At 63.1% G+C, this 19,206-nt stretch carries 18 protein-coding genes, 2 tRNA genes and 1 pseudogene; 9 read left to right on the top strand and 12 right to left on the bottom strand.

Annotation, left to right across the window (positions count from 1 at the left end; all coding sequences use genetic code 11):
• Nucleotides 1-159 precede the first annotated feature (159 nt).
• Nucleotides 160-235, bottom strand: a tRNA-Gly gene (locus RT028_RS15255).
• Nucleotides 236-237: 2 nt separating this feature from the next.
• Nucleotides 238-313, bottom strand: a tRNA-Glu gene (locus RT028_RS15250).
• A 322-nt stretch (nucleotides 314-635) separates the two neighbouring features.
• Between RT028_RS15250 and RT028_RS15245 the strand changes: the two genes are divergently transcribed.
• Nucleotides 636-1,403 carry a hypothetical protein gene (locus RT028_RS15245; RefSeq protein ID WP_312935954.1) on the top strand — a complete coding sequence of 256 codons (768 nt, stop codon included), beginning with the start codon at nucleotides 636-638 and terminating at the stop codon, nucleotides 1,401-1,403.
• A 109-nt stretch (nucleotides 1,404-1,512) separates the two neighbouring features.
• Here the strand turns inward: RT028_RS15245 and RT028_RS15240 are convergent, their stop codons facing one another.
• A complete protein-coding gene (locus RT028_RS15240; protein WP_312935953.1) occupies nucleotides 1,513-1,995 on the bottom strand; it encodes a GAF domain-containing protein in 483 nt (160 codons plus the stop codon).
• A complete protein-coding gene (locus RT028_RS15235) occupies nucleotides 1,996-2,883 on the bottom strand; it encodes an ATP-binding protein (RefSeq protein ID WP_312935952.1) in 888 nt (295 codons plus the stop codon). It abuts the gene before it with no gap.
• 119 nt (nucleotides 2,884-3,002) lie between these two features.
• Between RT028_RS15235 and RT028_RS15230 the strand changes: the two genes are divergently transcribed.
• On the top strand, nucleotides 3,003-5,303 hold the full coding sequence (locus RT028_RS15230) for a response regulator (RefSeq protein WP_312935951.1): 2,301 nt from the start codon (nucleotides 3,003-3,005) through the stop codon (nucleotides 5,301-5,303).
• Here the strand turns inward: RT028_RS15230 and RT028_RS15225 are convergent.
• Both RT028_RS15225 and msrB read right to left on the bottom strand, forming a co-directional pair.
• Nucleotides 5,293-5,781, bottom strand: a complete 489-nt coding sequence (locus tag RT028_RS15225; protein WP_312935950.1) for a glutathione peroxidase — start codon at nucleotides 5,779-5,781, stop codon at nucleotides 5,293-5,295. The two genes, RT028_RS15230 and RT028_RS15225, sit on opposite strands and share 11 nt — an antisense overlap.
• 12 nt (nucleotides 5,782-5,793) lie before the next feature.
• Nucleotides 5,794-6,189 carry a peptide-methionine (R)-S-oxide reductase MsrB gene (gene msrB / locus RT028_RS15220; protein WP_312935949.1) on the bottom strand — a complete coding sequence of 132 codons (396 nt, stop codon included), beginning with the start codon at nucleotides 6,187-6,189 and terminating at the stop codon, nucleotides 5,794-5,796.
• A gap of 163 nt (nucleotides 6,190-6,352) precedes the next feature.
• On the opposite strand from msrB, the gene RT028_RS15215 reads away from it, so the two are divergent.
• Nucleotides 6,353-7,564: a pyridoxal phosphate-dependent aminotransferase gene (locus RT028_RS15215; RefSeq protein ID WP_312935948.1), complete on the top strand. Its 1,212-nt coding sequence runs from the start codon at nucleotides 6,353-6,355 to the stop codon at nucleotides 7,562-7,564.
• Nucleotides 7,565-7,810: 246 nt separating this feature from the next.
• Nucleotides 7,811-8,698 (top strand): protease HtpX, encoded by an 888-nt coding sequence (gene htpX / locus RT028_RS15210; RefSeq protein WP_312935947.1) that lies wholly within the window; start codon nucleotides 7,811-7,813, stop codon nucleotides 8,696-8,698.
• 60 nt (nucleotides 8,699-8,758) lie between these two features.
• Here htpX and RT028_RS15205 read toward each other — a convergent pair whose 3' ends face one another.
• The 3 genes and pseudogenes from RT028_RS15205 to RT028_RS15195 form a co-directional block, all read right to left on the bottom strand.
• The gene (locus RT028_RS15205; protein WP_312935946.1) at nucleotides 8,759-9,409 is read right to left on the bottom strand and encodes a thiopurine S-methyltransferase; all 651 of its coding nucleotides are present in this window, start codon (nucleotides 9,407-9,409) and stop codon (nucleotides 8,759-8,761) included.
• Between the two features lie 141 nt (nucleotides 9,410-9,550).
• Nucleotides 9,551-11,265 (bottom strand): annotated as a pseudogene (locus tag RT028_RS15200) (DEAD/DEAH box helicase).
• 408 nt (nucleotides 11,266-11,673) lie between these two features.
• Entirely contained in the window at nucleotides 11,674-12,429 is a 756-nt protein-coding gene (locus tag RT028_RS15195) for a spermidine synthase (protein WP_312935945.1), read from the bottom strand.
• Nucleotides 12,430-12,548: 119 nt separating this feature from the next.
• On the opposite strand from RT028_RS15195, the gene RT028_RS15190 reads away from it, so the two are divergent.
• Nucleotides 12,549-13,895, top strand: coding sequence for a class II 3-deoxy-7-phosphoheptulonate synthase (locus RT028_RS15190; protein WP_312935944.1), 1,347 nt, complete (start codon nucleotides 12,549-12,551; stop codon nucleotides 13,893-13,895).
• A 175-nt stretch (nucleotides 13,896-14,070) separates the two neighbouring features.
• On the opposite strand, the gene RT028_RS15185 is transcribed toward RT028_RS15190, so the two are convergent.
• A complete protein-coding gene (locus tag RT028_RS15185; protein ID WP_312935943.1) occupies nucleotides 14,071-14,820 on the bottom strand; it encodes a sulfite exporter TauE/SafE family protein in 750 nt (249 codons plus the stop codon).
• A 314-nt stretch (nucleotides 14,821-15,134) separates the two neighbouring features.
• Here RT028_RS15185 and RT028_RS15180 point away from each other — a divergent pair, with 314 nt between their 5' ends.
• Entirely contained in the window at nucleotides 15,135-15,590 is a 456-nt protein-coding gene (locus RT028_RS15180; RefSeq protein ID WP_312935942.1) for a MarR family transcriptional regulator, read from the top strand.
• A gap of 221 nt (nucleotides 15,591-15,811) precedes the next feature.
• Here the strand turns inward: RT028_RS15180 and RT028_RS15175 are convergent, their stop codons facing one another.
• Complete coding sequence (locus tag RT028_RS15175; RefSeq protein WP_312935941.1) at nucleotides 15,812-16,381, bottom strand: elongation factor P; 570 nt, start codon at nucleotides 16,379-16,381, stop codon at nucleotides 15,812-15,814.
• Nucleotides 16,382-16,428: 47 nt separating this feature from the next.
• A complete protein-coding gene (gene earP / locus RT028_RS15170) occupies nucleotides 16,429-17,562 on the bottom strand; it encodes an elongation factor P maturation arginine rhamnosyltransferase EarP (RefSeq protein WP_312935940.1) in 1,134 nt (377 codons plus the stop codon).
• Between the two features lie 131 nt (nucleotides 17,563-17,693).
• Here earP and RT028_RS15165 point away from each other — a divergent pair, with 131 nt between their 5' ends.
• From RT028_RS15165 to RT028_RS15155, 3 genes are all read left to right on the top strand, one after another.
• Nucleotides 17,694-18,074: a hypothetical protein gene (locus RT028_RS15165; RefSeq protein WP_312935939.1), complete on the top strand. Its 381-nt coding sequence runs from the start codon at nucleotides 17,694-17,696 to the stop codon at nucleotides 18,072-18,074.
• Nucleotides 18,075-18,076: 2 nt separating this feature from the next.
• Nucleotides 18,077-18,547: a transcription elongation factor GreAB gene (locus RT028_RS15160; RefSeq protein ID WP_312935938.1), complete on the top strand. Its 471-nt coding sequence runs from the start codon at nucleotides 18,077-18,079 to the stop codon at nucleotides 18,545-18,547.
• A gap of 158 nt (nucleotides 18,548-18,705) precedes the next feature.
• The coding region (locus tag RT028_RS15155; RefSeq protein WP_312935937.1) for an MFS transporter at nucleotides 18,706-19,206 on the top strand (501 nt) is incomplete at its 3' end.

The raw sequence follows: 19,206 nt of genomic DNA, 5'->3' as shown, positions 1-19,206 counted from the left end.
ACCCCTGTTACCGCCGTGAAAGGGCGGTGTCCTAGGCCACTAGACGAAGGGGACACACAACACTGTCAGTACAAGACTTTCAGCGCACCAAACCTGAACCTCACGATTCGACCTGGATTTTCTTTTCCTGCCTCGCCCTTAGAGCGCTGCCGGAGAAACTGGAGCGGGAAACGAGACTCGAACTCGCGACCCCGACCTTGGCAAGGTCGTGCTCTACCAACTGAGCTATTCCCGCAATGGCGTCCCCTAGGGGACTCGAACCCCTGTTACCGCCGTGAAAGGGCGGTGTCCTAGGCCACTAGACGAAGGGGACACGCTGCTAGCATTTGAATGCTGGCTTTCACTTCCTGCAACGGCTGGCTGTGTGCTTTACGCTGCAAGTGGCGCGCATTCTAGGGAGCGAGCGGTATCCCGTCAATACCTTTGTAGAAATTTATTTAAATCAATGACTTCGGGTCGTTCACCGACACGCTGAACCTCCGCTCGCAGCCTTGGCGTTGCTTTTATGGCACCACCTCGGCAAGCTCATGCCACTGTGCCAGTACGCGTCAGCCTGCCGATCCGTCTGCACTGTTCCACTGCCTTCGGAGCCTCTAGACTCCGCGGGTAGACCTTCCTATATAGAGGCAACAACGGTGACTCCACTTCTGATCACCCTGCTCGTCGTGGCCGGGATCACGCTGCTGATCGTGATCGGCTACCTAAACAATGCCGTGGAGAACAACAAGGTCGAACGCGCACGCAACAAGCTGGAGCTCAGCGAGCGACTCAAACGCTGTGAAACGCTCAACGAGACCTTTCCCAGCCAGTTGATCAATGCGCCGCTCAAACTGTTGATGACGCGTCTGGAGCTCAACCTCAATCAGCGCCTGCTGGGGGTCGAGCGCAAGAACCCGCGTTACCAGGCGCGGATCGCCGAGCTGGAAGCCTTGATCGCCAAGGGCGAGGACATCCCGGTCAATAATCCACCGGCGCCGATCCTGACTGAAGCCAAGGCCAAGGATGTGCGCTTTCTGCTGGAAGTCCTGCATAACCAGGTGGTGCGCGCCACTGCCGAGGGCTTTTTGCAGAACGTCGAAAGCAAGCACTGGATAAAGGAAGTCCACCACATCCTGGTGTTGTTGCACATCGAGTTCTTCAACAATCTGGGCCAGCGTGCGCTGCAACAGCAGCAGCCTGGTCAGGCACGCCTGGCATTCGAGCGTGGCGTGCAGTACCTGAAGAAGCAGGCTGAGCCCAAGCAGTATGAGGAACAGCGGCTGTACCTGGAAAAACTGCTGGCACGCGCCGACGCGCAGGTGCTGGACCAGATGGAGCCGACCGAGGACGCGGACAACGAACTCAATGAAGGCCTCAGGACCGACGAGGAAGAGACCTGGAAGAAGAAGTCGATGTACGACTGATGCGCGCCGGCCCGCTGCAATGTGGTCGCAGCCACTATGGCTGCGACTCCGTCAGGTCAGGTTGGCCGGTGGCGGCTGAACCAGGCCAGCGCAGCCGGCCTTTCAGGAATCAACAGTCGGTCAACGACAGAAACACCGCCGCCAAACGCTCCAACCCCGCCTGATCCGCCTCACTGAAACGCCCGACCGTCGGGCTGTCCAGATCCAGCACGCCGATCAACCTGCCCTCCTTCATCAGCGGAATCACTACTTCACTGTTCGAGGCGCTATCGCAGGCGATGTGCCCGGGAAAGGCATGTACGTCTTCGACGCGCTGTGTCTGGCGCGTGCGCGCGGCAGCCCCGCAAACGCCTCGGGCAAATGGAATCCGCACGCACGCCACCTGGCCCTGAAAAGGCCCGAGCACCAGCTCTTCGTTGCGGTTGAGGTAGAAACCGGCCCAGTTCAGGTCATCGACCTGGTGGTAGAGGAACGCCGAGAACTGCGCCGCATTGGCGATGAAGTCGCGCTCATCGGCGAACAGTGCCTGCACTTGCGCGGCCAGCAGGTCGTAGCCGTCGAGGCCTTGGCCTCTGGCATTGAGGTCGATCATTCAGTCTTGCTCCAACAATTGCAGCCCGACCCAGTAACGGGCGAACTGGTAGGCACAACGGCCATTACGATTGCCGCGGCCAGTGGCCCAGCGCACGGCGAGGATATCCAGCGCTTCATCACGCTGCCATTGCAGGCCGGCAGCGGCGGCCAGTTGGCCGATCCAGTGCTCGACCACATCGAGGTAGTGCTCCTGGGTGAAGGGGTAGAACGACAACCACAGGCCAAAGCGGTCAGACAGGGCGATCTTGTCTTCAACTGCCTCGCTGGGGTGCAGCTCGCCGTCTACGCGCTGCCAGTTTTCGTTATCGCTTTCCTTTTCCGGCACCAGGTGGCGGCGATTGGACGTGGCGTACAGCAGCACGTTGTCAGGCGCTTGCTCGAGCGAGCCGTCGAGCACGCTCTTGAGTACCCGGTAATCGCCCTCCCCGGCTTCGAACGACAGGTCGTCGCAGAACAGAATGAAGCGCTGCGTCAGCGCTTGCAGTTGTTCGACCACACGCGGCAAGTCGGCCAGGTGATCGCGCTCGATCTCGATCAGGCGCAATCCGGCACCCGCGTGCTCGGCCAGCAGCGCGCGCACCAGCGACGACTTGCCGGTGCCGCGCGAGCCCCAGAGCAAGGCGTGGTTGGCGGGCAGGCCGTGGATGAATTGCCGGGTGTTGCGCCCCAGCTGCTCGCACTGCCGGTCGACGCCGATCAGGTCGGACAGGCGCATGTCCAGGCTCACCTGGAGCGGCAGCAGGTAGCCGCTGCGACCGTCGCGCTGCCAGCGCGCAGCCAGGGTGGTGGTCCAGTCGACGTGCGGGCGCACGACAGGCAGTAGCGGGTCGAGCCGCGCCAGCACCGATTCGGCGCGGTCGAGAAAAGCGTTCATGCGAGCGTCCATGAGGGCTCCTGACGGGAAAATGGGGTGAGCTCAACGCGGCGGGCGCGCACAGCACACAGCTGCCATTGCGCTTGGGCTATGCTAGCGCTGCGCAATGGAGGTACACCGGCTCGGGGCCCATGGATATCAAGTTCACCAATCGCCTGTCGTATAAACAGGCCAAGCTCACCGTGCTGGTGGGGTTCATGCTGGGAACCTTGCTCAGCGTTGTGCAGATCGGCATCGATTATGCCAGCGAAGACGCGTCCATCAACCGCGAACTGCAAACCGTGCTGCAAATCAGCCACGACACCGCTTCACGCATCGCCTACAACATTGACGCGGAACTGGGCGAGGAACTCACCGGCGGGCTGCTGCGCTCACCTGCCATCATTCGCGCGCGGCTGATCGACAACAATGACACCGTGCTCGCCGACAGTCAGCGACCCAGGGAAGAGCGCCGGTTCCGCGCCTTGTCGGACTTCCTGTTCGGCGAGCAGCGCCAGTTCCAGGACCGCCTGTTCCTCGCTCAAATGCCCGATGAATACCTCGGCGTGCTGTACCTGGACGTCGACACCTACGCCTTCAGCAACCGCTTTCTCGACCGCGCCGGGCTGACCCTGCTCACCGGCTTCACCCGCAGCCTGATACTCACCGGCCTGCTCCTGGCACTGTTCTACCTGATGCTGACCAAGCCGCTGGTCACGGTCATCAGCGCCCTGAGCAGCGGGCGCCAGACCCGCCTGAACTGCCCCGCCGGCCATGAGCGCGACGAGATCGGCGTGCTGGTGAAAGTCGCCAATCTGCAGTTCGTCAGCATGGCCACCGAGATCGAGCAGCGCCGTAACGCCGAAAACCGCCTGACCCAGTACCTGAACGAACTCGAAGACATCGTTTCAGCGCGCACCAAGGCGCTCAAGGCCAGCCACGATCGCCTCAGCCACACCAACCATGAGCTCGAAGAAGCACGTGGCCGCGCGCTGGACATGGCCCAGGCGCGCGCAGCGTTTCTGGCCAACATGAGCCATGAGATCCGCACCCCGCTCAATGGCCTGCTGGGCATGATCGGCCTGACCCTCGACAGCGCACTCAACCCTGAGCAACACCAGCAGCTGTCGATTGCGCACGACTCAGGCAAGGTGCTGGTGGGGCTGCTCAACGATATTCTCGACCTGTCCAAGTTCGATGCCGGGCAGCTGCAGCTCGAACGCATCGGCTTCGATGTGGCGACCATGGTCGAAGACACCGCCAGCCTGCTGTCGCAGAACGCTGCAGCCAGCGTCGAACTCACGTGCCTGATCGCGCCCGAGATGCCGGCCACCGTGCTCGGCGACCCGACCCGGGTACGCCAGGTGCTCAGCAATCTGCTGTCCAACGCGCTCAAGTTCACCCGCTTTGGACGTGTCGATGTACGCTTGGTGCCGATCGTCGGTGGCGTGCAGGTGCAGGTACGCGACACCGGCATCGGCATCCCCGACGACGCCCAGGCGCGCATCTTTCAGCCGTTCATCCAGGCGGGCGCCGGCATCACGCGGCAATACGGCGGCACCGGTCTGGGCCTGGCCCTGGCGCAAAACCTGTGCAGTGCCATGCGCGGGCACTTGCGCGTGCAGTCACAGGTCGGCTTTGGCAGCACCTTCACCGCCGACCTGCCGCTGCTGGGCAACAGCCGCACGATCGAGTGGCCACCGCTGTGCGGCCGGGTACATGCCCTGAGCCGCGCAGGCAGCGGGCTGAGCGAGCTGCTGCAGACGCAGCTGCCAAGCTGGGGGCTGCATTACCAGCGCCATGACACCCCGCGAAGCCTCGACAACGAAGCCATGGATCTACTGATCACCGACGACCTCGAAGCGCTGGAGCAACTGCGCCCGGCGCTGTCGACGCCAATTCTGCTGATCAGTGCCTACGGCCGCTTTCTGTCGGTCGAGCAGGCCCAGCAGCTGGCACCGCTTCACCAGCTGGGCCGGCCGCTGGCACGCGGCACCTTGCATGAAACGTTGCGCCGGGCGCTGCAAGGGGCCTTGCCGAGCGCCGTCGCCGACCCGCTGACAGGCCCCTCGCAGGCCCAAGGGGCGCGTATTCTGCTGGTCGAAGACAACCCGGTGAACCAACTGGTGGCCAGAGGCATGCTGGCCAAGCTCGGCTATCGGGTACAGGTAGCGGGCAATGGTGCCGAAGCCCTGGAACGGCTGGAGACGCAACCGTTCGACGTGGTGCTGATGGACTGCAACATGCCGGTCATGGACGGTTACGAGGCCACTCGCCTGATTCGCCAGCGGGCTTGCTGGCCAGGGCTTGCGGTGGTGGCCCTGACGGCCAACGCCATGCCCGAGGAGCGCGAGCGCTGCCGCGCAGCGGGCATGGACGACTACCTGGCAAAACCCTTTCGCCGTGAGCAACTGCAGGCGCTGATCGAGCGCTGGCTCCCGCTCAGCGACTGACCAGGCGGTCGATGTCGGCTTCCAGTGCCTTGGGCTTGGTCGTCGGCGCGTAGCGCGTGACCTGACCACTGGCCGTATCGACCAGGAACTTGGTGAAGTTCCACTTGATCCGCTCGGTGCCCATCAGACCCGGCGCGCGCTGTTTCAGCTCGCGAAACAGCGGGTGGGCGAGCTCGCCATTGACATCGACCTTGCGAAACAACGGGAAGCTCACCCCGAAGTTGCGCTCGCAGAACTGCGAGATGGCCAAGGTATCGCCCGGCTCCTGATGGCCGAACTGGTTGCAGGGAAAGCCCAGCACCACCAGCCCGCGGTCACGGTATTGCTGCCAGAGCTGCTCAAGGCCGGCGTACTGCGGGGTAAAGCCGCACTGGCTGGCGGTATTGACCACCAGCAGGGCTTTGCCTGGGAAATCACCCAGGCGTTTATGCTCGCCGGTCAGGGTCAGGCAGGAGATGTCGAGAAGTGCGTCGGCCATGATCGGCTCCGTTCAGTCGCGCGGCGTGAAATCGAGGCACACCGAGTTGATGCAGTAGCGCAGGCCGGTCGGCGCCGGGCCATCGGGAAACACGTGGCCCAGGTGCGCATCACAGCGCGCGCAGGTGACCTCGGTACGGATCATGCCGTGGCTGGTGTCGCGAATCTCGATCATCGCGGCGTCGTTGATGGGCTGGTAGAAGCTGGGCCAGCCACAGCCGGAGTCGAACTTGGCGGCCGAGTCGAACACCTCCAGATCGCAGCAGATGCAGCGGTAGATGCCGTCGCGCTTCTCGTCGTTGTACTTGCCGGTGAACGGCCGCTCGGTGCCCTTGAGTCGACACACCTGGTAATGGGCCGGATCGAGCATCTGTTTCCACTCTTCCAGGGTTTTATCAATCTTTTGCATAGGAACCTCGGCAGGCTGAATTTCACCGTGCGCTGTCTTTATTTATAGCGCCGGTGACACGTATATTAGTGGGCTTATCTGGCCAGCCAGTCTGGCATGCGCCCTGCCTCTCTCCAATCTTTCACCGCGCCGGGCGCAGCGACTTCTCAACCGGGATCACACCATGCAGTTCAGCAAATCGAACAAGCTCGCCAATGTCTGCTATGACATTCGTGGCCCTGTGCTCAAGCACGCCAAGCGCCTGGAAGAGGAAGGCCATCGCATCCTCAAGCTGAACATCGGCAACCCGGCGCCCTTTGGTTTCGAGGCGCCGGACGAGATCCTCCAGGACGTCATCCGCAACTTGCCGACTGCGCAGGGCTACAGCGACTCCAAGGGCCTGTTCAGCGCACGCAAGGCGGTCATGCAGTATTGCCAGCAGAAGCAGATCGAAGGCGTTGGCATCGAAGACATCTACCTGGGCAACGGCGTGTCCGAGCTGATCGTCATGTCCATGCAAGCGCTGCTGAACAACGGCGACGAAGTGCTGATCCCGGCACCGGATTATCCGCTGTGGACTGCTGCGGTCAGTCTCGCAGGGGGCAATCCCGTGCACTATTTGTGCGACGAGCAGGCCGATTGGTTCCCTGACCTGGACGACATCCGCTCCAAGATCACCTCCAACACCAAGGCACTGGTGATCATCAACCCGAACAACCCCACGGGCGCAGTGTATTCGCGCGAGCTGTTGCTGGGCATGCTGGAGCTGGCCCGCCAGCACAACCTGGTGGTGTTCTCCGATGAAATCTACGACAAGATCCTCTACGACGAGGCCGTGCACATCAGCACCGCAGCACTCGCACCCGACCTGCTGTGCCTGACCTTCAACGGTTTGTCGAAGTCGTATCGCATCGCAGGGTTCCGCTCGGGCTGGCTGATCATCTCCGGGCCCAAGCACAACGCGCAGAGCTACATCGAAGGCATCGACATGCTGGCGAACATGCGCCTGTGTGCCAACGTGCCGGCCCAGCACGCGATCCAGACCGCGCTGGGCGGCTATCAAAGCATCAATGACCTGATCCTGCCGCCGGGCCGTCTGCTCGAGCAACGCAACCGCGCCTACGAACTGCTCAACGACATTCCTGGGGTCAGCTGCGTCAAGCCGATGGGCGCACTGTATGCCTTCCCGCGCATCGATCCGAAAGTCTGCCCGATCGTCAACGATGAGCGCTTTGCCCTCGACCTGCTGCTGTCGGAAAAACTGCTGATCGTTCAGGGCACCGCCTTCAACTGGCCGTGGCCTGATCACTTCCGCGTGGTGACGCTGCCACGGGTGGATGACCTGGAGCAGGCCATCGGGCGCATCGGCAATTTCCTCAAAGGCTATTCGCAGTAGAACACGCCACAGGCAGCCCATGAGCTGAGCCTCATGCGGCCGCCTGCCGCTTGCCCTCGTTGCTCGTCACCAGGCTTCAGAAGTCTCTTACATCCTGCAACGCTCTATCGCACAGGTGTTTCAGACGCCTCTGTCATACTTCGCCTACACAGTTTGAAATAGTCGGCCGGTTGAATCCGACCGCTCTCCCCCTTATATACCCCCGCAGTACGCACCTCTTTCACCCGTCAGGAGAACGTGACAACCATGATGCGCATCTTGTTGTTTGTAGCCACCAACCTCGCGGTGGTGCTGGTTGCAAGCATTACCCTGAGCCTGTTCGGCTTCAACGGGTTCATGGCCGCCAACGGGGTCGACCTCGACCTGGGTAGCCTGCTGGTCTTCTGCGCCGTGTTCGGTTTCGCCGGCTCCCTCGTCTCGCTGTTCATTTCCAAGTGGATGGCGAAGATGAGCACGGGCACCCAGATCATCACCCAGCCGCGCACCCGTCATGAGCAGTGGCTGCTGCAAACCGTCGAGGAGCTGGCACGCGATGCCGGGATCAAGATGCCCGAGGTCGGCATCTTCCCTGCCTACGAGGCCAACGCCTTTGCCACCGGCTGGAACCGCAACGACGCGCTGGTGGCGGTGTCGCAGGGCCTGCTGGAACGTTTCTCGCCCGATGAAGTACGGGCCGTGCTGGCCCACGAAATCGGCCACGTGGCCAATGGCGACATGGTGACCCTGGCGCTGGTGCAGGGTGTGGTGAACACCTTCGTGATGTTCTTCGCGCGCATCATCGGCAACTTCGTCGACAAGGTGATCTTCAAGAACGAAGAAGGCCGCGGCATCGCCTACTACGTGGCGACCATCGTGGCCGAGCTGGTGCTGGGCATTCTGGCCAGCATGATCGTGATGTGGTTCTCGCGTCGTCGGGAATACCGCGCCGATGAAGCCGGCGCACGCCTGGCCGGCACCGGGGCGATGATCAATGCCCTGCAGCGCCTGCGTTCGGAGCAAGGCATGCCGGTGCACATGCCCGACACGCTCAAGGCATTCGGTATCAATGGCGGCCTCAAGCAGGGCCTGGCTGGCCTGCTGATGAGCCACCCGCCGCTTGAAGAGCGCATCGATGCGCTGCGTCAGCGCGGCTGAAACTGGCAGCAATACAGAGGGCGACTGCGGTCGCCCTTTTTTGTGCCTCGCTGATGGCCCTCAGCGCGTGAGCCGATACACCCGCTCAAGCAGGGTCCGGACGCCGGCAGCCACGAAGCGCGGGCTGTCCTGTGCGATCTCGTGCTGCTCGAGTTCAGCCACCTGCCAGCCGGCGAACCCCTGGCGCACCTCAGCCTCCTGCACGCTGAACGGCGGCCCGTCGATCAGCGCCTGATCATACTCCAGCGTCACCAGCAGGCCCTGGACAGGCGCGGGCAGCACACGGCTCAGGAGCGAGAAGTAGGCCTGTCGCATCGGCGGCGGCAAGGCGATCAGGGCGGCGCGGTCATAGAAACCCACGCACCCGTGCAGATCGCTCTGCGTCAGGGCGAAGAAATCGCCACACCAGAGCTCGATCGCTTCTGCCCGCCACAGGTCGAACGCACCGCGCTGCTCGACCACGGGCGTCAGCCGATGGGCCTCGAAAAACGCCGCCACCGCCTCGCGCGACAGTTCGACGCCCAGTACCCGATGCCCCTGCTCGGCCAGCCAGAGCAGGTCGAGGCTCTTGCCGCACAATGGCACCAGTACCTGGCTGCCCGCCGCCAGGCCCAGTTCAGGCCAGGCTTTGCGCAAATAGGGATTGACCTGTGCCTGATGAAAACCGATCTGTTGCGCTGCCCACCGTTGATGCCAGAACGCCGGCTCCATGGTTGTGTCCTGTTGAAGAGTGAGCGGGAAAGCTTACCCCAGACACATGCCTGCCATGCACGCGGGCAAAGCGCCTTCCTTAACGACACGCAAAAAAAATCCCCGGCACCGGGCCGGGGATTTTCTACAACAACGCCAGGATCAATCTTCGCGGTAGCGACGCAGCTTCAGCTGCTTGCCGGCCACGCGGGTGTCCTTGAGCTTGGTCAGCAGACGCTCCAGGCCCTCTTCCGGCAGCTCGACCAGACTGAAGCTGTCGCGCACCTGAATACGACCGATCGCATCACGGGCCAGGCCGCCTTCATTGAGGATGGCGCCCAACAGGTTCTTGGCCGCGATGCCATCGCGGGCACCCAGCGCGGTACGGCAGCGCACGCGGCCTTCGCCCAGAGGCATGGGCGCGCGACGCTCACGGTCTGCACCGCTGCGCTCGGAACGCTCACCGCTACGCTCGGAGCGCTCACGCGGAGCACCGCCGGTCGGCACCAGAGGCTGTTCGCGCTCTACCGATTCCAGGCTCAGCGCCTGGCCGTTGGTCGCTTTGCGCAGCAGGGCCGACGCCAGAGCACGCGGGGTGCAACCCAGGTCAGCGGTCAGGCGGTCGAGCAGTTCGCCATGGCTGGCTTCTGCTTCGGCAACCAGCGGTGCCAGGCTCGCGGTCAATTTCTTGATGCGCGCGTCGAGTACTGCTTGAGCACCTGGGAGGCGTGCCTCGGCGACCTTCTGCCCGGTGACGCGCTCGATCAGCTGCAGCATGCGGCGCTCACGCGGAGTGACCAGCAGCAGTGCGCGACCTTCGCGACCGGCACGGCCAGTACGACCGATACGGTGCACGTAGGACTCAGGGTCGTACGGCATGTCGACGTTGAACACGTGGGTGATGCGCGGTACGTCCAGGCCACGGGCAGCGACGTCAGTTGCAACGACGATGTCGAGGCGACCATCCTTGAGCGATTCGATCACGCGCTCACGCTGGTTCTGGGCAATGTCACCGTTCAGCGCGGCGGCCTTGTAGCCTTTGGCTTCCAGGGCCGAGGCCAGGTCGAGGGTGGCTTGCTTGGTGCGCACGAAAGCGATCAGCGCGTCGAACTCTTCGACTTCCAGCAGACGCAGCACAGCCGCGATCTTCTGGTCGGCATGCACCATCAGGTGAGCCTGGTCGATGGCGGTGACGGTCTGGGTCTTGGTCTGGATCTTGACGTGTTTCGGATCACGCAGGTGACGTTCGGCGATCGAGCGGATCGACGACGGCAGCGTGGCCGAGAACAGGACGGTCTGGCGGGTTTCGGGAATGGCGTCGAAGATGACTTCCAGGTCATCCATGAAGCCGAGCTTGAGCATCTCGTCGGCTTCGTCCAGCACCAGGAACTTCACGGTGGACAGGACTTTTTCGTCGCGGCGCAGGTGGTCGCACAGACGACCTGGCGTGGCGACGACGATTTGTGCGCCATTGCGAATGGCCTTCAGCTGCGGGCCCATCGGGGCGCCACCATAAACAGCTACCACGTTAACGCCAGGCATCTGCTTGGCGTAGGTTTCGAAGGCCGTGGCGACTTGCAGCGCCAACTCGCGGGTTGGCGCAAGGATCAGGGCTTGCGGTTCGCGCTTGCTCACATCGATGCGATTGAGGACCGGCAGTGCGAAAGCAGCGGTTTTACCGGTGCCCGTCTGCGCCTGGCCGATCATGTCGTGACCGGCAAGGATGATCGGAATCGACTGCTGCTGAATAGCGGACGGCTCTTCATAGCCGGTCGCGACAACAGCAGCAACGATGTTCGGGTGAAGTTCGAGAGCGGCGAATCCGCCGGTTTCCTGGGTCATGGGTCTGCCTCTAGAGTGCATCCGCAAAGACCCATGCTCCAAAGCTGCACATGCCTTGAAAGACCGGAAGGTCACCCAGGCAGCTCTGGCGGCGGGGATTTGCGAAAACGATTGAAAAAGGAACGTGTGAGAGGGTCCACCTAGCGGACGTACAACCGAAGCTGCACTCGGGGGATTTGCACCACCTGATTTGCGGCCCGCTAAAAGACCGGCGCGTACTATACCCGAAACAGGCAATCACAGTGAGGAAAATTTTCACCATGAACGCTCAGTCCAGCCTCAGCAGCGACGCCAGCTGAATCGGTTGGGCTAAGCGCCGCCTGGATCCTGCCGGCTGCGCCGGCCATCGCGACTAACCGGAACGCCGGACCGGCCGCTCCTGCAGATCGCATACGCCCGCCTGGATGGCATGCTCCGGCAACGACCGCCCCCAACCCGAGCCCTCAACTTGCCGGCCGAATCGCCTGGATCAAGCGCTCCAGGCTATAGCCCAACCGCGGCGCCAGCGCGTCGGCGCGGGCCTTGAGGCCGTCGACATCCAGGTGCTGGTCCAGGTCAGCCGGCACCAGCAGGATGACGTTACCCTCGCTCACCGGCAGCTCCCAGTAATGCCGGTGATACAGGCCGCGCAGCAAAGCCGCACCGAGCGGCTTGCCATCGTCGGTGGCCCACTGGTTGATCACCAGCCAGCCACCGGGGTTGAGCTGGCGCTGGCAGTCTTCGAGAAAGCGCCAGGCCAGATGGCCCACCCCAGGCCCCGTGTCGGTGTACAGATCGACGAACAGCACGTCTGTCTTCTCGGCGCTTGGCAGCAGCTCGAGCGCATCACCGATGCGCACATAAAGACGTGGGTCGTCTTCCAGGCCCAGGTGCTCCATGGCCAGGCGCGGGACATCCTGGCGCAGCTCGATGGCTTCGACGTCTTCCAGCGGCAGGAACTTCAGACAGGCCTGGGTCAGCGTGCCGGCACCCAGCCCGAGGAACAGCGCGCTGTCGGGCGCGGGGTGGCAGAGCGCGCCGACCAGCATGGCGCGGGTGTAGTCGTACTCCAGCCAGCTTGGATCGGCGGTGAAGGTGCAGCTCTGTTCGATGGCATCGCCGAACTCGAGAAAACGGTACTCGTCCACTTCATAGACGCTGATGACGCCGTAGGCATCTTCAACCCGGGCCAGTAGCCGCTCATTACGCTCGGTAGTCATGCCAGCTCCTGCTCGTCCGGGCAAAACCGCGATTCTCCGTGAATGCCGGCACTGCAACAAGCGCGCGCCCACCTGATAGGATGACCGCCAGCCCTCCCCTGACCTTGATAGAGCCCGTGATGACCCAACCCTGGAGCCCCGAAAGCTGGCGCGCCCTGCCGATCCAGCAGCAACCCACCTACCCCGACGCCGCGCACCTGGCCAAGGTCGAGCAGCGCCTGGCCAGCTACCCGCCCCTGGTGTTCGCGGGCGAAGCACGCGAGTTGCGCCGCCAGTTCGCCGAGGTCACCGAGGGTCGGGCCTTTTTGCTGCAGGGGGGCGATTGCGCCGAGAGCTTCGCCGAGTTCAGCGCCAGCAAGATCCGCGACACCTTCAAGGTGCTGCTGCAGATGGCAATCGTCATGACCTTCGCCGCCGGCTGCCCGGTGGTGAAGGTCGGTCGCATGGCAGGCCAGTTCGCCAAGCCGCGCTCGACCAACGATGAAACCATCGGTCAGGTCACCCTGCCCGCCTACCGCGGCGACATCGTCAACGGCATCGGTTTCGACCCGGCCAGCCGCGTGCCTGACCCTGAGCGCCTGCTGCAGGCCTACAACCAGTCCACGGCAAGCCTCAACCTGCTGCGCGCCTTTGCTCAAGGGGGCTTCGCCGACCTGCACCAGGTCCACAAGTGGAACCTGGACTTCATCGCCAACGCACCTGTAGCGACCAAGTACCATCAGCTTGCCGACCGCATCGACGAAACCCTCGCCTTCATGCGTGCGTGCGGCCTGGACAGCGCACCGCAGCTGCGCGAAACCAGCTTCTTCACCGCCCATGAGGCGCTGCTGCTGAACTACGAACAAGCGTTCGTGCGCCAGGACAGCCTGACCGGCGATCACTATGACTGCTCGGCACACATGCTGTGGATCGGCGACCGCACCCGTCAGCTCGATGGCGCCCACGTGGAATTCCTGCGCGGCGTGCACAACCCGATCGGGGTGAAAGTCGGCCCGAGCATGAACCCCGACGACCTGATCCGCCTGATCGACATCCTCAACCCCAGCAATGACCCGGGCCGTCTCAACCTGATTGCGCGCATGGGCGCCGGCAAGGTGGGCGACCACTTGCCAGGGCTGATCCGCAAGGTCGAGGGCGAAGGGCGCAAGGTGCTGTGGAGCTGCGACCCGATGCATGGCAACACCATCAAGGCCAGCACCGGCTACAAGACCCGCGACTTCGCGCAGATCCTCGATGAGGTGAAGCAGTTCTTCCAGGTGCACCAGGCCGAGGGCAGTTATGCCGGCGGCATTCACATCGAGATGACCGGGCAGAACGTCACCGAATGCATCGGTGGTGCGCGGCCGGTCACCGAGGATGCGTTGTCTGACCGCTACCACACCCACTGCGACCCGCGGCTCAACGCCGATCAGTCGCTGGAGCTGGCGTTTCTGATTGCGCAGACGTTGAAAGACGTTCGGCGCTGAGCGCTGGGTCGGTAAGTGATACCGGGCCAGGGCAGCGTTTCCTGCTGCTTCAGCACAGCGCATGACGGGCACGGCGCAACTCGACCCGCGCAGGGATTTTCAACCAACAGAAAACGCCGCTTGCTCTGTAGGGCGAAGCGGCGTTGCCTCAGCTGAACAGCAGTACAGGCGCCCTTCAGACCTCCAGCACCAGCAGCACCGCGCACACCAGCAGGAACCCGCAGAACATCCCGCGCAGTACGTTCTCGGGCAAGGCGTGAGCCAGCTTCACGCCCCAGCTGATGCTGAGCAGACCGCCCGCGGCCATGGGCAGGGCCACAGTCCAGGCAACGCTGTCATGCAATGCGTAGGTCACCAGGGTCACAAAGGTACTGGGCGCCGCCAGCGACAGCGACAACCCCTGCGCTACCACTTGCGTTGTACCGAACACGCTGGTCAGGATCGGCGTGGCCACCACCGCCCCGCCCACCCCGAACAAGCCACCCATCGCCCCGGCGAAGCTGCCTAACACCCCCAGCCAAGGCCAGCCGTAGCGCAACTCGGCGCTGGGTTTAGCCACCGGCAGGAACAGGCGTATCGCGTTCCAGACCATCAGCACCAGCAGAAAACCGACGAAGCCCAGGCGCATGGCGTGCGCGTCGATGCCCACCGCCCAGATCGAACCGAGCCAGGCGAACAGGAAGCTGCACAGCGCAAGCGGTAACGCATGGCGCAACTCGATCCGGTTGCGCTGGTGATAGCGCCACAGTGCCAGCAGCACGTTCGGCACCACCATGACCAGCGCCGTACCCTGCGCCATCTGCTGGTCGAGCCCGAACAGCACGCCCAATGCCGGAATGGCGATCAAGCCGCCACCAATCCCGAACAAGCCCCCCACGGTACCGAGCGCCGCGCCCAGTACCAGATACATCGCCACTTCGAACATCCGCCTCATCCACCCCGTTTCTCAGGCGGCCATGCTAACAGCCATGGCTCTTTGAGAAACCTTTCGCAACACTCTAATGGATCGTCAAGCAGGCGTGATCGGGCCGGAAAGTCGTTGAACAGGCCGGATCAGCATGTTTATCCAACCAGTCGTAAATTTGAAACGAACCTTCGCACCCTCCCACGGCTCGATATTTCATAGGCCGATTCATTCCGCTGCCGCGCTAACAGTTGGTCTCGCGTCATGAGCTGCACTGGTAACCAGCGGATGACTGCTCGCTGCCCCATTTCTCCATCTCGCTTTCAAGGACTTGCATGAACGCCAACACCAAAGCCCCCCGAGATGAGTTGCTATTGGACAATCAGGTCTGCTTCGCCCTGCACTCCACCTCGCTGATGATGACCAAGGTCTACAAGCCCCTGCTGCAGAAACTGGGGCTGACCTACCCGCAGTACCTGGCGATGCTCGTGCTATGGGAACAGGACGGGTTGACCGTTGGCGAGATCAGCCACCGGCTGCTCACCGACCCCGGCTCACTGACGCCCCTGCTCAAGCGCCTGGAAAGCGAAGGGCTGCTCAAGCGCACCCGCAGCCGCGATGATGAGCGCGTGGTGATCGTGCAGTTGACCGACAAAGGCCAGATGCTGCGCACCGAGGCGCAATGCATGCCGCAGTCGATTACTGCAGCCAGTGGACGGACGGCCGAGCGCTTGCAGGCCTTGCAGGCCGAGCTCGTGGAAATCCGCGCCAGCCTGCAGAAGAAACTCTGAACGACGCCCACGAAAAACCCGGCCGAAGCCACAATGCGGTTCAATTAGCGACTGGAGTCGCCTCGCGGCCCATCGCGGCTGAAGCCGCTCCCACAGGATATACATAACTTGTAGGAGCGGCTTCAGCCGCGATGGGCTGCGAAGCAGCCCCAAATGAATCAATTCAGCTTAAATGAACAGTATTACGGTCGAAGCCGGGTTTGGGTGCTACGCAAGCTGTATTACTTCTTCGCGCGGCCTTTGTAGGTACCGTCGCGGGTATCGATTTCGATCAGTTCGTCGATCTCGATGAAGTCAGCGACCGACAGCTCGGTGCCGTTGGCCAGGCGAGCGGGCTTCATCACCTTGCCAGAGGTGTCGCCACGGGCAGAGCCTTCGGTGTAGTCGACACGACGCACGATGGTGGTCGGCAGCTCGACCGACACCAGACGGTCTTCGAAGAACACGGCTTCGCAGACGTCTTCCATGCCTTCTTCGATGAACGGCAGAACGGCTTCGATATCCTCGGCGTTCAGCTCGTACATGGTGTAGTCGGTGGTGTCCATGAAGGTGTACGAGTCACCGCTGATGAACGACAGCGTGGCTTCCTTGCGATCGAGGATCACGTCATCCAGCTTGTCGTCGGCGAAGTAGACCACTTCGGTCTTGTAGCCAGTCAGCAGGTTCTTCATTTTGGTCTTCATGATCGCGCTGTTGCGACCCGACTTGGTGAACTCGGCTTTCTGCACGAGCCACGGGTCGTTGTCGATCCGCAGGACGGTGCCGGGTTTCAGTTCTTTACCAGTTTTCATTACGCAGTATCCGAATCTGGGGGATTTATAAAAATCAGGGCCGCGTATCATATCCAATTTCGATAAAACTGCACCAGCGCCGTGGCGAGGTCTGGCTGAACGGCCTGTGCTGCGCGCCAGCATTCGGCGTGCTGACCCAGCGTTTGCCAGTGGGGTTGCAGCGCTCGCCAGGCGGCAGCCATGTCCTGATTCATGTTCCACGCGCACCACAGGCCACGCAGGGCTTCGCTCGCTGCAGGGGTCAGGCCCTGGCAGTAGCGGGTCAGAAACGCTTCGAGCTTTTCCCAGTGGGCGTTCTCTTCCTGCACATAGATGTGCCAGAGCAATACGCCCCCTGCCCATTGCGCCCGCACGAAAGAATCTTCGCCGCGCACTGCGTTGAAGTCGCAGCACCAGAGCAGGCGGTCGTAGTCGTCCTGGCTGACGAACGGCAGCACCTGCACGGTCAGGTTGCCGCGCTGGCGGACATCGCTCACGGCCAGTCCGGGTTCGTTCAACCAGGCGCGCAGGCCGGCAACGATGCGCCCTTCCGGCACCAGCACATGACAGGCCTGCGAGCCTTCGGCCATGGCGCCCAGCCAGGCGCCGAGCTGAGGATTTTCATAGGCGAACAGCGAGATCAGCCGGGCATCGGCGGCGGGGCGCACACCCAGCGCCTGGAGAAACTGCTGGCGTGCCGAGGCATCGGCGGCAAATGCCGCGCGCCGCGCCAGCAGTGACGCCTCGCGCAGCAGGCCGCCCGTACGCTCGGTGAAACCGGGGAAGAAGAACCAGCGGCGCAGGCCGTTGGGCTGCGGTGAAGCCAGGCCGTGGCAGCCATCGACCCAGTCTTCAGCGCTCAGGTACTCGAGGTTCAGCCACAGCGCAGGGGTGGCGCGGGTACGCAGTGCTTCGACGTAGGCTTGCGGCAGGCTGCAACCAAAGGCACCGATCACCACATCGCCCGGCGCCACCTCACACCAGGGCGATGACCACTGCAGCACGTGCACACCCTCCTGGTATTGCGCCGCAGCCTGCACCTGCGCTTGAGGACACAAACGCACGAAGGCCGACAGATCGTCCACCCACAACCGCACGGCCAGGTCGTGCTCCTGAGCCAATTGCCGGGCCAGGCGCCAGGTCACGCCGATGTCGCCGTAGTTGTCGACGACCGTGCAGAAAATGTCCCAGGTGGCGTTCACATCCACTCCATTCAGCGTGCGAAAAACGTCTGATTTTGCGGGCAAACCCGCTGGCACGATAGCGCAGCACTGAAAAATCCTTCATCTGCATGCGACAATGCCCATCCCTCTGCCCCGATCAGGAGCCTGGCATGACCCGCGACCGCGCGCTGAGCATCACCCTCACTCCCGTGCAGTTCACGCTCTGCCTGGCCTTGGGCCTGTGGCTGGGCGCCATTGCCATCGGTGCCACCGCCTGGCTGGCCCTGCAGCTCTGGCCGCAGCAGATGGCACCGCTGGTGCAGGCCGTGCAGCCCCCGCCAGCCATCGCACCTGCCGCGCAAGACGCGCAGCAGGTGATGTTCGAGCGCTATGAGCAGAACGTGCAGCGCCAGCAAACGCGGCAGAACAGCGAGGCGGCGGCGGCCAACCCACGTAACCTCGACAACCCGAAGTGCCAGTTCTGGCTGCAACAGGACCGCACCGCACCGACGGCCAGCAGTCAGGCCCACGTACTGGAATTTTGCAACTGACCATGGATAAACCTGCCCTGCTGGCCCGCATCATCACCGCCCTGGAGGCTGATGCCGAGGCGTTGCGCCTTGCCGCCCAGACCGCCTACGAAACGGCGACCGCCGAAGAAAACATCGCCGAAAACAAGTACGACACCCTGGGCCTGGAGGCCTCATACCTGGCGACCGGCCAGGCCCGACGGGGCGCCGAGATTCGCCAGGCGTTGCTCACCTATCGCCAGTTGCAGTTGCGCGCCTATGACCCGCAGCGCGGCATTCAGATCAGTCATCTGATCGAGCTGGAATCAGCGCAAGGCGTGGTACAGCGCGTTTTTCTCGGCCCCGACGCCGCAGGCCTCAAGGTCGGCCATGGCGATGAACTGATCACCGTGATCACCCCACGCTCACCGCTGGGCCAGCAACTGCTGGGCAAGCGCATCGACGACGAGGTGACGCTGCCAGCGCAGAGCCTGCTGGTAACCGACGTCTGCTGATCCCAACCGCCCCATGCAAGCTCGTTCACTGTGTACTCCCAGAGACGTGCAATGACCAACACCTCCTGATCGCGTCGGAAACCTGCTGATGATCAACGTCAACTGATCGCTCCCGGCCGCCCTGATCCGTATTTCCTTCCATCTGCCCGAGACCTGCGATGACCAGCGCCCACCCCAGTCGAGCCCTGATCCTGCTGATGGCCACCGCCATCGGCTTGGCCGTGGCCAGCAACTACTACGCCCAACCACTGCTGCACAGCATTGCCGAACAGTTCGGCCTGAGCACGGTGAGCGCCGGCAGCATCGTGGTGACCGCCCAGCTCAGCTACGGCGTTGGCCTGCTGTTACTGGCACCTTTGGGCGACCTGTTCGAGCAGCGGCGGCTGATCGTGATCATGATGGTCATTGCCACCCTGGGATTGATCATCAGCGCCTGCGCGCCAAGCCTGGCATGGCTGATCGTCGGCACGGCGCTGACCGGGCTGTTCTCGGTGGTGGCGCAGGTGCTGGTGCCAATGGGCGCGGCGCTCAGCGATCCGGCGCAGCGGGGGCGCACGGTCGGCACGCTGATGAGCGGCCTGCTGCTGGGCATTCTTCTGGCCCGCACCGCCGCAGGGCTGAGCGCCGAACTGGGCGGCTGGCGCAGCATCTACGTGCTG

Origin of the sequence: Pseudomonas sp., assembly GCF_032058845.1 — a bacterium.
Classification (GTDB): domain Bacteria; phylum Pseudomonadota; class Gammaproteobacteria; order Pseudomonadales; family Pseudomonadaceae; genus Aquipseudomonas.
This window is presented reverse-complemented; position numbering and strand designations above follow the sequence as displayed.